A 12,675-nucleotide genomic window follows, 5' to 3' on the forward strand; every position below is an offset into this window, starting at 1 on the left:
GCCTCCGAATATCAATTAAAAGGTTTCAGATCCACACGAGCCATCATTGCGGCCAACTGCGGACGATCGGTAACGCCAACGTTGCTCTGGCTGACGGCCAAAGCAGCAACTGCCGTTGCCAATCGCAGCGTATGTTCACTGGATTCGCGCATCAGCAGGCCATAGATCAAACCGCCCACCATAGAGTCACCGGCACCCACGGTGCTAACCACTTCACAGGCAGGCGGCTTGGCCAACCAGGCTCCGGAAGCATTCACCCACAGCGCCCCTTCCGCACCCAGAGAAATCACCACGTGAGCAATTCCCTGATCGCGCAAGGCATGTGCGGCCTCGACGACGTCAGATAAAGCGGGCAACGGACGACCGGCCCAGATTTCCAACTCGCGGCGGTTAGGTTTCACCAACCACGGCGACGCTTTCAAACCGGCAACCAGCGCTTCGCGGCTGCTATCAAAAATAATGCACGGACACTGGCTGCGCAGGCGCGACATCCAATCGGTAAAATCATCGGGATTAACGCCTGCTGGCAGGCTACCGCTTACGGCAACCATATCGAACTGACCCAGCCAGCTCAGGGAATCCACCACAAAACGATCCCAATCCTGCTTGCTAACGTCGAAACCGGAGAAGTTGAAATCTGTCACTTCGCCGTCTTTTTCGGTCAGTTTTACATTAATACGGGTACGCCCCGGCACTACCTGAAAACGGTTAGCGATACCTAAATTGCTGAATAAATGCTGGAATCCATCCTGATTGTCTTTACCGAGGAAACCGCCCACGGTAACGTCGATACCTAAATCTTTCAGTACCTTGGCAACGTTAATGCCTTTACCGGCGGCGTGCAGACCGGCAGTTTTTACCAGATTCACTTCGCCACGTTCAATTTCTGGGCAAAAACCGACCAGGTCGTAGGCTGGATTTAGGGTGATAGTCGCGACTCTTCTGCTCATGCTGCGCCCTCCCCAAGACCGGCTGAGATCGCGGTGCCAATGGCATCCAGCGCAGCCTGCGCATCTTCACCGCTGGCGGTAAAGCGCAGACGATTCCCTTTTTTCACACCCAATGCCACAACTTTCATCAGACTACGTCCATTTGCCGGTTTACCTGTGCCGTCCAGATTGGTAACGGTAATTTCACTGGTAAACTGTTTGATTGTATTCACTAACATTGTCCCTGGGCGCGCATGCAGCCCATGTTCGTTGCGGATGACAAACTCCGCGCTTAACATCTGACTCTGTTCTACATATTCGCTGGTCAGCAATGCCAGCACGGTGGCGGCATCGGCGTTCAGCAAGGCGTCAGCTTTTTTCGCCAACAGTAAATCACTTAAATAATTCAGCATGTTCAGCGGCTGTTGGTCGGCTACGGACAGCGTCAGCAACAGCGCCACTTTTTCACCGTTATGCTCAAAAGGCACCGCCGGACGGCTGAGGGTTGCCGCACTGACCAGATTGCCTTCGCTGCTGTCGCTCAGCCAGATCCCCTGCCCCAGATTCAGCGGCGAACGAGTAATCACATCGCTAACGAAGCTGGCATCAACCGCACCAATTTGCTGTAAACGACCGGCGTTCAGCGCCTGAAGGGTAATCAGGTTATCTGCCGCTATGTCCAAGGCGATTAATGAAGTATCGAAATGGAATTCAGCCGCTTTTTTCTCACCCATCAACAGGCTGCGCAATTCCTCTGGTGAGGTCGTTTTTGCCAACTGAGCCGCTACCGTATCGTCACTCAGTACGTGAGTCAGCTGGCGTAGCAGCGCCAGATGCTCATCGGAACGCGCCGCGATACCTATGACGATATAAGCGGTTTGATCTTCGCCCCAAGCGATACCCTGCGGAAACTGAAATACCTGCACGCCTGTGTTGCGCACCAGATCGCGGGTATCGGTGGTGCCGTGAGGAATGGCGATACCGTTACCCAAGTAAGTAGAAGTTTGCAGCTCGCGCTGTAGCATCCCATCAACATAGGCGGCATCGACACAACCGGCGTCGGTCAGCGCTGCGGCTACCTGCTTGATGGCTTCGTTTTTATCGGCCGCGTTGGCAGCCAAATGGATATCCTTCAGTGACAACTGGAACATAAGTCTCCTCTCTTACTGAAATTGAATCGTTTCAGCTTTTATGAGAAAAAGGAGCGTTACCCTTTATCACCCAGTGAAGCAGATAACGCTGAAACGTTTCAATAGTGTGTTTCTACATTTGGGTTTATGCAAGTTTTCTTCGAATTGTCATAGCAGATTTTTGATGTCACGCACATTTTACCTCTGGAGACGCTTTCACTGGTAGGGTTTAAGGCAGAAATGGCATACTTTGCTGACGATTTGCTGATGGAGAAAAAATATGGCTGTGGTTGTGGGTGTTGGCGTCATCATAGTGAACCCTCAAGGTTCGGTATTACTGGGAAAACGCTGCGGTAAGCATGCACCCTACTGGTCGATTCCCGGCGGGCATGTAGAGGCTGGTGAATCCTTTGAACAGTGCGCGCAGCGGGAAGTGGCTGAAGAAACCGGTCTGCTGATTCAGCAGCCACAGGTTATTGCTCTGACCAATAATATCGCCACCTGGCAGGCCGAAGGCAAACATACGGTTTCGGTATGTTTACTGGCCGAGTATCCCGGCGGCGAGGTGGAAAATAAAGAGCCGGAGAAATGTAGCCAATGGATTTGGTGCCCCCCCAATGAACTGCCCGAACCACACTTTGAGGCAAGTAAAAATGCCATTCATCTCTGGTTAACTCGCCGTTTTTATACCTCTTCCAACTAAAAAATAGCGCTATATAAAAAGTTATATAACCAAGCATTTCAAGTATTTATTGTCTATGCTTGGTAAAAAATTGTGCGTTTCCTGTATTTATACTCAGCAAATTTGATCTAATCTTGCAAATACCTCTATCTGGTTAGTTTTCAGCAAAAAATCCATTTACAATAGACGCACTATTTTTATGGGCAACGGATTTTGTCTTGCCCAACGTTCGCCAATCTAGCGTTACCAAAACAATTAGACACATAACATGGGTGTAATATGAGCAAAAAACAGACTGAACTCGGTAAACGACGTCGGTGGGGATGGCTATGGCTATTACTGATCGGCATCATTCTTGGCGCTGCACTTCTGGCTGGTACTGCCACCGTTTTCCATAAAACCAGTGATACTACCTTCTGCGTTTCCTGCCATACCATGCAGCAGCCTTTGGCCGAGTATCAGGGCAGCGTCCACTTCCAGAACCCGAAAGGCATCCGCGCCGAATGTGCTGATTGCCACGTTCCCCATGAGCCACTGGATTACCTGTGGACTAAAATCCGGGCGGTGAAAGATATCTACGGCGAAATGGTCGGGACCATCAGCACGCCAGAGAAGTACGAAGCCCATAAGCTGGCGATGGCGCAATCGGTGTGGAAAACCCTCAAAGAGAACGACTCCGCCACCTGCCGCTCCTGCCATAATTATGACGCCATGGACATCACCGCGCAAAGTGCTGAAGCCCGCGTTCAGCATCCGGTCGCCATCAAAAACGGGGAAACCTGTATTGATTGCCACAAAGGCGTGGCCCACATCCTGCCGGATATGAGCGAGCTGACTCAAGCTGGGGCTGCCGAGCTAGCCACCGCCGCAGCACAAACACCGGCTGACGCAACCACGTTATACACCATTGCCACCGAACCTTTCTTTATGCAGGCGGGTGATAGCCATAACGCCGGTAATCTGATGCCGTCTACCGAAGTTAAGGTCGTGAAACAGCAAGGCGATCAGGTGCTAGTCGACGTGGAAGGCTGGCAGCAAGATGGCGTAGCGGAAGTCTTCTACGCTGCTCAAGGTAAACGCATCCTCAGCGTATTACTGGGCGAAGAAGCGCAGAAAGCGCTGAAAACCACGTCCTCACAAACCGATGCTGAAACCGGTCTGATCTGGCATCAGGTGGCGCTACAAGTCTGGTTACCGAAGAAACAGCTGGTTGACGATCAACAAAAAATCTGGCGCTACGCCGCCGATATGATGTCTTCCAACTGCACCGGTTGCCACGGTTTGACTGCACTGGATCGTTTCAATGCTAACCAGTGGATTGGCGTGATTAAAGGCATGGCACCGCGTACTTCCCTGACTCAGGAACAGCTACGCGTACTGACACAATACGTACAAAAACATGCCAGTGATATGCCGGCCAAGTCGTAAACGAGAGGCGAAAATGAGCAAATACGAACAAAAACCGTTACAAATGAGCCGCCGCCGTTTCCTGATGGGCACCAGCGCGTTAGCGGCGTTACCTTTAGTGGCCGGCCTGTGGCCTAAATCTGCGCTGGCAGAGGCTATTAGCCAGGCGTTGCCTCAATTTTTGGCATTGCGCCAGGCACAGAAAGGCATTCTGACCGGCGCTCACTGGGGCGCGTTTGAAGCTATTGTCGAAAATGGCCGTATGGTCGCCGTTCAGCCGGTAAAAGACGATCCCTACCCTAACGATCTGATCACCATGGCACCTTATCAGGTGCACGCGGAAAACCGCATCAAATATCCTATGGTGCGTAAAAGCTGGCTGGAAGGCGGGCCGGGTAGCCGTACTGAGCTACGTGGCCGCGATGAGTGGGTTCGTGTCAGTTGGGATAAAGCGATTGAACTGGTGTGTGGCGAAATTACCCGCGTACAGAAAGATCACGGCCCGCAGGCACTGTACGCCGGTTCTTACGGCTGGAAAAGCGTGGGAATGCTGCACAACAGCCGCACCCTGTTACAACGCCTGATGAACCTGACCGGCGGTTTCCTCGGCTATGCCGGTGACTATTCTACCGGTGCCGCGCAAGTGATTATGTCCCACGTCGTCGGCTCTATGGAGGTTTACGAGCAGCAAACCGCCTGGCCAAACGTGGTAGAAAACAGCGAGCTAGTGATCCTGTGGGGTTGTAACCCGATGATCACGCTAAAAAATAGCTGGAACATTCCGGATCACGTGGGCCAGACCGGTTTTGAAGCGCTGAAGAAAAAAGGCACCAAAGTTATCAGCATCGATCCGGTGTATAACGACAGCGCCAAATTCACTAACGCTCAATGGATCGCTCCGCGCCCTTATACCGATAGCGCGATGCTGATCGGTATCGCCCATACCTTATTGACTGAAAAATTGTATGACCCGGACTTCGTTAAGACCTACACCGTCGGCTTTGATAAATTCCAGTCCTACCTGTTAGGTGAAAATGACGGTCAACCGAAAAATGCCGAATGGGCCGCTGATATCAGTGGCGTAGATGCTGAAGTTCTGCGTCAGCTAGCGCGGGATATGGCCAAACAGCGCACCATGATCATGGGCGGCTGGGGCATTCAGCGTCAGCATCACGGAGAACAACAGCACTGGTTGCTGGTGACCGTGGCGGCAATGCTCGGCCAAATCGGCCTGCCGGGCGGCGGGTTCGGTTTCAGCTATCACTACTCTTCCGGCGGTAGCCCAACGGCCAAAGGCGGCATTTTACCGGGGATTTCCGCCGGTAATGCGCCGAAGAACTCACCGGCTCCAATTCCGGTGGCGCGTATTGCGGAATGTCTGGCTAATCCAGGTAAAACCATTGATTTTAATGGCACCAAGGTAACTTATCCCGATGTGAAAATGGTCTACGTGGCTGGCGGTAACACCTTCCACCAGCATCAGGATACCAATAAGCTGATCAAAGCCTGGCAGCATCCGGAAACCATCGTGGTGAACGAACCTTACTGGACCGCAACCGCCAAGTACGCCGACATCGTGCTACCTGCCACCACCAGCTACGAACGTAACGATCTGGAAATGGGCGGCGATTACTCGCAACTGTATGTTTTCCCGATGCATCAATGCGTACCGCCGCAGCATGAATCTCGTAACGATTTTGATATCTTCGCTGCCATGGCCGCCAGACTGGGCGTTCTCGATGCCTTTACCGACGGCAAAGACGAAACCCAGTGGCTCAAATCCATGTACGACGATATGAAATCTCAGGCCAGAACGGCGCGAGTCGCTCTGCCGCCGTTTGATATGTTCTGGCAGTCGAATAACTACGTTCGCTTCCCGATTCCAGAGGCCAATAAACAATGGATTCGTTTTGCCGATTATCGGGAAAATCCACTGTTAAACCCGCTGGGGACGCCATCCGGCAAGATCGAGATTTATTCAGATACCATTGCCAAAATGGGTTATGCCGATTGTCGGGGAATTCCTACCTGGATGCCGCCATACGAGTGGTATCGCGGGCCGGAAGCGAAAAAATACCCGTTGTCGCTCAATACCGCTCATCCGATCAACCGGTTGCACTCCCAGTTGGATAACACCCCGCTGCGGAAAAAATATGCGGTAGCCGATCGTGAAGCTATTCTGATCAACCCGCAGGATGCTAGCGCACGCGGTATTACCAACGGCGATCTGGTTCGTGCCTTTAACGATCGCGGTCAGATCCTGGTGGGCGCAGTGGTGACCGAAGACGTTCGTCCGGGCGTGATTCGCGTCAGTGAGGGAGCGTGGTTCGATCCGGCAGAACCGGCGGAACCGGGCTCTATCTGTAAAAACGGCAATATCAACTGCCTGACTTTCGATATCGGCTCATCCAGTCTGGCTCAGGGTAACTGTGGCCAGATGGCGCAGTTGGAAATTGAGAAATATACCGGTCAGGTGCTAAAAAATACCGCACATGCGGTGCCAGAAGGCGCTTAATGGTGACAACATGAAGCCAGAGGATGTACCTCTGGCTCCGCAGATAAAACATGAAAGGCGATATTCAATATCGCCTTTTTTATGCCCAAAACCAGGCGCTATTGCCCATTATGGCGCGGTGGCGGCTTCCAACTGAATCAGATACACCAAAGCCTCATCGCGGTGGGTAAAACACATATCCCGTCGAGCCTGCAGGCTGGCACACACTTTAGGCCGCTGCGGAGAGTGGAAAATGGCGCAACGCATATCAATGGCTAAATGAATACAACGGGTATTGGCAGATTTGCCGAAAGGCATACCCGGAATGGGGCTGGAAATCGAGGGGGCAATACAACAAGCACCGCAATCTGAGCGACAGTCCATCAGTGATTCTCCGGTGGGCTGGCAGAGTAGATGGCGGACAATAGCAATCGCCGTCAATAACTACCAGCACTATCCTTCCCCCGGATGATTCCGCCTCAATAACTGAGATGAATCACTCAATCGACCTGTCGATTATTTAACCAAAGTCTAAACTATAAGCATCATATAGCGATATTAATGACGCTGATGGCCGAAGTATTAACCGGCTAATTATTCAGTCTAAGTATATTCAGCTATTTACAGCGCCCCGCCACCACTGTACCATTGAGCTAGTACAAAAGAACCTTACCCTCAGCGGGTCTTTCAGGAGCAATGCATGTCAATGGACTCTACTCAGTCCCTATCCCGTCCGTCGGTTCTCGGCGGCGCGATGATCGTAGCAGGTACCGCCGTCGGCGCAGGAATGTTCTCTATTCCTATCGTGACCGCCGGCGTTTGGTTTAGCGGTTCTGTCGCGCTGCTGATCTACACTTGGGCATGTATGCTGATTTCCGGCCTGATGATCCTGGAAGCTAACCTCAACTACCCGACTGGCGCCAGTTTCCATACGGTGGTGCAGGACTTGCTGGGGCGCATGTGGAGCTCAATCAACGGCCTGTCCATTACCTTTGTGCTGTATATCCTGACTTACGCCTATATCTCGGCGGGTGGCTCCATTATCGCCCACACTCTGGACGGCATTATCGGCGTGGGGCAAACCACGTCAGGCTTAGTCTTCGCGGTGCTGGTGGCCTTTATCGTTTGGTTATCTACTCGCGCGGTAGACCGTTTGAGTACCATATTGATTGGCGGGATGGTAATCACATTCGTTATGTCCGTTGGTGATATGTATACCCATGTAAAAGCCGACGTACTGTTTAACCATAGCCAAAGCGACGCCAGCTATCTGCCCTACGCGCTCGCGGCTCTGCCTTATCTGCTGACCTCATTTGGCTATCACGGCAACGTGCCCGGTTTGGTGAAGTATTATCGCAAAGACAGTAAATCCGTGGTGCGCAGTCTGTTATTCGGCACGCTGATAGCTCTGGCGATTTATATCCTGTGGCAGTATGTGATTCAGGGCAACATCGCGCGCGATGCTTTCAAACTGGTGATTGCCGACGGCGGCAACATTGGCAGCCTGTTAAAACAGATGGATACGGTTTCCGCAGGCCCATTGACCGGTCAATTGCTGAATGCCTTCTCCTATATGGCGCTGGCCAGTTCCTTCCTCGGGGTATCACTGGGACTGTTCGACTATATCGCCGATTTCTTTAAATTCGCCGATGACGGCATTGGCCGGGCAAAATCAGCGTTAGTGACCTTTGTGCCACCCACCATCGGTGCCTTACTGTTTCCGAATGGTTTCCTGTACGCCATTGGTTTTGCCGGTCTGGCCGCCACTATTTGGGCCGTTATTGTTCCGGCACTGATGGCGCGCGCAACTCGCCGCCGCTTCCCGCAGGCCACTTACCGAGCACCGGGCGGCAGCCTGATGATCGGCTTTATCATCGCCTTTGGCCTGATTAACGCCGTGGCTCATATCTGTGCATTAATGGGCTTACTGCCGGTCTATCAATAGGTTCCAATCTTCTGCGCCGCCGGGCCAATTCCTCTCCGGCGGCACATTCTTTTTCCCGCAATAATCCGCCATCGAATCATTGCTTGTTCCAAGCCAGGTTTTCGCGCTTTTTCCTCATTCTTTTTACGCTATCTGCTTGCCTGTAGCCCGCAGCACGGGTAATTTGTCGCAACTTATCTTCAATCCTGATTGGCAGGTTATTTTTATGGCAAGAGCTAACGAAATTAAGCGCGGTATGGCAGTCAACTACAACGGCAAATTGCTGTTGGTGAAAGATATTGATGTACAAAGCCCAAGCGCCCGTGGTGCGAGTACTTTATACAAAATGCGTTTTTCAGACGTGCGTACCGGTTTGAAAGTGGAAGAGCGTTTTAAGGGCGATGATATTCTCGACACCATCACTCTAACCCGCCGCGCGGTCAACTTCTCTTATATTGACGGCGACGAATATGTCTTTATGGATGAAGAAGACTATACGCCGTACAACTTCAAAAAAGAGCAGATCGAAGAAGAACTGCTGTTTATTCCTGAAGGTGGTATGCCGGGAATGCAAGTATTGACGATGGAAGGCCAGTTGCTGGCGCTCGAATTGCCGCAGACGGTCGATATGGAAATTGTGGAAACCGCGCCGAGCATCAAGGGCGCTTCAGCCAGTGCTCGTAACAAACCGGCAATCATGAGTACCGGCCTGTCAATTCAGGTGCCCGAGTACATCAGCCCGGGTGAGAAAATCCGCATTCATATCGCAGAACGCCGTTATATGGGGCGCGCAGATTAATCTTTGCTGATTCAACGTTAAGAGCCGGTAAAACCGGCCCTTAACCATCATTATTCCACTAACCATCATTTCACTGAATTAACGCAATTCAGGGAAAAACGCTCGCTTCAGCGCTAACTCTAAGCCGCGCACTTCAGCCAAACCTTTCAAACGCCCAATTGCCGAGTAGCCCGGATTGGTTTTCTTGTGCAAATCATCCAGCATTTGGTGGCCGTGATCCGGACGCATCGGAATAGGACGCCGATCCCCTGCTCGCTGACGGCGCTGTTCTTCCGTCAGAATCGCCTTCACGACTTCATACATATCTACGTCGCCCTGCAAATGTCCGCCTTCGTGGAAGGTTTTCGGATTACCTTCACGACAGGTTGAACGCAAATGCGTGAAATGAATGCGATCGCCAAAGGTTTCGATCATCTTGACCAGATCGTTATCCGCCCGCACGCCGTAGGAACCGGTGCACATGGTAAAACCGTTGTGAATACTGTCTACGGTCTCTTTCAGCCACTGCATATCTTCAATGGTGGAAACAATGCGCGGCAGGCCAAGAATCGGACGCGGAGGATCGTCCGGATGCACCGCCATACGTAAACCTACCTGCTCCGCCACCGGCACAATTGCACGCAGGAAATAGGCCATATTCTCACGCAATTTGGCTTTGTCGATGCCGTCGTATTCAGCCAGACGAGCGCGGAACTGGTCCAGAGTATAGCCTTCTTCGGCTCCCGGTAGACCCGCAATAATATTGCCGGTCAGCCGGGCAATTTCCGCCTCGGTCATCGAATCGAAATAATCCGCTGCCTGCGCCTGTTCTTCCGCCGTATAGTCTTTAGCCGCGCCCGGACGTTTCAGAATGTGTAGTTCGAAGGTTACAAAGGCAATCTGGTCAAAACGCAGCGCTTTAGAACCGTCTGGCAGCGTGTATTCCAGATCGGTACGAGTCCAGTCCAGCACCGGCATGAAGTTGTAACACACGGTATCGATACCGCAGGCAGCCAGATTCCGCAGCGTCTGCTGGTAGTTGGCAATGTGCCTATCGACTTCACCTGAATGAGTTTTGATCTCTTCATGTACCGGCACACTTTCTACTACCGACCACACCAGACTTTTCGCCGCCAGTTCTGCCTGACGTTGTTTAATTTCTTCCACCGGCCACACTTCGCCGTTTGGAATATGGTGCAGTGCAGTTACTACGCCTGTTGCCCCAGCCTGACGGATGTCATCCAGCGAAACTGGGTCATTCGGGCCATACCAACGCCATGTTTGTTCCATCTGCTTTACCTTCTCACCTGCGTCATTGTCATCATTGAATTACCCCGTGTTACTGCACCATCGGCAATAACTGCGATGCGGGAGTCAAACTGTCTTCTTTTTCACGGTTATTCATCATCTAAAGCTCAATCCGGTATCCAAGCGGTCATAATTTCACGTATCTAACCTTTTACCGAAATGTTGTTATACCGATTATCAATAGATATCACTCAACTTTAACCTTACTCTTTAGTGAAGAAGTGTCAAAAAGCAAAAGTATATTGGTTGATCCACCTCACGAATATGACCAATTTTGGACTAACCAATTTTAATTTCTATCATATCGCTTTACACTGCAAGCCGCTAATCATGACAAGCAGCGGAAAAACCTCTCCCTGATAGAGAGGGTTAGCCCAGAGAAGCAGACTTACCAAACTGGTCCAACACCTTTCCAGCTTGCCTATATTTGATACCGGTTCCCAGACGCTCAGGCGAACATTTGGGAAGGTAAACCATTCTGGAGCTTATGTATGAAGACCCTTGCCAATAGCCCGCTTCCCGGCGCCGTCCGCCTTCCGACTTACGATCGTAGCCAGTTGAAAAGCCGTATCGTTCACCTGGGTTTCGGTGCCTTCCATCGCGCTCATCAGGCGTTATTGACCGATCGGGTGCTGAATCAGCTGGGCGGTGACTGGGGGATTTGTGAAGTCAGTCTGTTCGGCGGGGATACCCTGATTCAGGACTTACGTAAGCAAGACCATCTGTATTCCGTGCTGGAAAAAGGTGCCGAAGGCAATCAGGCCATAGTGGTTGGCGCAGTACGCGAATCTCTGCATGCCCGTTTAGACGGTATCATGGCGGTGTTGGATAAATTGGCTGAACCCCAGGTCGCCATTGTCTCCCTGACTATCACTGAAAAAGGCTACTGCATTGAACCCGGCAGCGGTCAGTTAGATCTCAATCATCCGATGGTTCAGGCCGATCTGGCCGTACCGGAAGCGCCAACCTCTGCACCCGGCGTGCTGGTTGAAGCGCTGCGCCTGCGTCGTTTACGCGGTTTGCCGCCTTTCACCGTACTTTCTTGCGATAACATTCCAGAAAATGGCGATGTGGCTCGCAGTACGGTACTGAGCCTCGCCGCCGTTCGCGATCCGGAACTGGCCGAATGGATCCGCCAGAACGTCACTTTCCCCAATACCATGGTGGATCGCATCGTACCGGCCGCAACCAATGAAACGCTGCATGAAATCGCCGCCGAACTGGGCGTAGCCGATCCCTGCGGCATAGCCTGCGAGCCATTTATTCAATGGGTTATCGAAGATAAATTTGTTGCCGGACACCCAAACTGGCAGGCCGTCGGCGCTCAGTTAGTGGCTGATGTACTGCCCTTTGAAGAAATGAAATTGCGCATGCTGAACGGCAGCCATTCTTTCTTGGCTTACTTAGGTTATCTGGCGGGTTATCAACATATTAGCGATTGTATGACCGATGCCAACTATGTGCGTGCCGCTCGTCAGTTGATGATGGCAGAACAGGCACCAACGCTTAGCGTCGAAAATACCGATCTAGGTGCATATGCAGATAGCCTTATCGAACGTTACCGCAATCCTTCGCTGAAACACCGCACCTGGCAAATCGCGATGGACGGCAGCCAAAAACTGCCGCAGCGAATGCTGGATTCCGTGCGTTGGCATCTGAAAAACGGCGGACCTTACGCCTGTCTGGCGCTGGGCATTGCAGGCTGGATGCGTTATGTCGGCGGTATTGACGATGCAGGTCAGGAAATTGATATTCGCGATCCAATGCTGGAAAGTTTTAAAGCCTGCGTCGCGGAAACCAGAGACGGCGCAGAACGAGTGCAGGCTTTGCTGGCACTAAAAAGCATCTTCGGCGAAGAGCTGCCGCAGCGGGCTGAATTTGTCGCTGCCGTCACTCAGGCTTATGTTCAGTTACAACAAAATGGCGCCAAAGAAACGGTGCGCGTCCTGTTAGAGAAAGCCTGATCAATCCAATGCCACTGGCCGTCTAAGGCGATCAGTGGCATTGTCGCAAAGCATTCCCA

10 protein-coding genes are annotated in these 12,675 nt (G+C 52.0%); 6 read left to right on the forward strand and 4 right to left on the reverse strand.

Features of this window, described 5'->3' with window-relative positions:
* Nucleotides 1–11 precede the first annotated feature (11 nt).
* Nucleotides 12–950, reverse strand: coding sequence for a 1-phosphofructokinase (fruK, locus tag DBA33_RS09075; RefSeq protein ID WP_064517448.1), 939 nt, complete (start codon nt 948–950; stop codon nt 12–14).
* Nucleotides 947–2,080, reverse strand: coding sequence for a fused PTS fructose transporter subunit IIA/HPr protein (gene fruB / locus DBA33_RS09080; RefSeq protein ID WP_120806288.1), 1,134 nt, complete (start codon nt 2,078–2,080; stop codon nt 947–949). Before fruB ends, fruK begins: the two co-directional genes overlap by 4 nt.
* Nucleotides 2,081–2,339: 259 nt before the next feature.
* On the opposite strand from fruB, the gene DBA33_RS09085 reads away from it, so the two are divergent.
* The 3 genes from DBA33_RS09085 to torA all read left to right on the forward strand — a co-directional run bounded on the left by DBA33_RS09085 (nt 2,340) and on the right by torA (nt 6,663).
* A complete protein-coding gene (locus DBA33_RS09085; RefSeq protein WP_064517442.1) occupies nt 2,340–2,762 on the forward strand; it encodes an NUDIX domain-containing protein in 423 nt (140 codons plus the stop codon).
* 258 nt (nt 2,763–3,020) lie between these two features.
* A complete protein-coding gene (locus tag DBA33_RS09090; RefSeq protein ID WP_064517439.1) occupies nt 3,021–4,169 on the forward strand; it encodes a NapC/NirT family cytochrome c in 1,149 nt (382 codons plus the stop codon).
* A gap of 13 nt (nt 4,170–4,182) precedes the next feature.
* Complete coding sequence (gene torA / locus DBA33_RS09095; RefSeq protein WP_064517436.1) at nt 4,183–6,663, forward strand: trimethylamine-N-oxide reductase TorA; 2,481 nt, start codon at nt 4,183–4,185, stop codon at nt 6,661–6,663.
* A gap of 108 nt (nt 6,664–6,771) precedes the next feature.
* Here torA and DBA33_RS09100 read toward each other — a convergent pair whose 3' ends face one another.
* Complete coding sequence (locus tag DBA33_RS09100) at nt 6,772–7,026, reverse strand: YkgJ family cysteine cluster protein (protein ID WP_064517433.1); 255 nt, start codon at nt 7,024–7,026, stop codon at nt 6,772–6,774.
* Between the two features lie 316 nt (nt 7,027–7,342).
* On the opposite strand from DBA33_RS09100, the gene mtr reads away from it, so the two are divergent.
* Nucleotides 7,343–8,587: a tryptophan permease gene (gene mtr / locus DBA33_RS09105; protein WP_064517430.1), complete on the forward strand. Its 1,245-nt coding sequence runs from the start codon at nt 7,343–7,345 to the stop codon at nt 8,585–8,587.
* Nucleotides 8,588–8,792: 205 nt separating this feature from the next.
* Nucleotides 8,793–9,365, forward strand: a complete 573-nt coding sequence (gene yeiP, locus DBA33_RS09110; RefSeq protein ID WP_049597106.1) for an elongation factor P-like protein YeiP — start codon at nt 8,793–8,795, stop codon at nt 9,363–9,365.
* Nucleotides 9,366–9,443: 78 nt separating this feature from the next.
* Here yeiP and uxuA read toward each other — a convergent pair whose 3' ends face one another.
* Nucleotides 9,444–10,634, reverse strand: coding sequence for a mannonate dehydratase (uxuA, locus tag DBA33_RS09115; protein ID WP_064517428.1), 1,191 nt, complete (start codon nt 10,632–10,634; stop codon nt 9,444–9,446).
* A 509-nt stretch (nt 10,635–11,143) separates the two neighbouring features.
* On the opposite strand from uxuA, the gene DBA33_RS09120 reads away from it, so the two are divergent.
* Nucleotides 11,144–12,616: a fructuronate reductase gene (locus DBA33_RS09120; protein ID WP_064517425.1), complete on the forward strand. Its 1,473-nt coding sequence runs from the start codon at nt 11,144–11,146 to the stop codon at nt 12,614–12,616.
* Nucleotides 12,617–12,675: the final 59 nt, after the last annotated feature.

It is taken from the genome of Yersinia sp. IP36721, from assembly GCF_003634395.1.
Classification (GTDB): domain Bacteria; phylum Pseudomonadota; class Gammaproteobacteria; order Enterobacterales; family Enterobacteriaceae; genus Yersinia; species Yersinia entomophaga.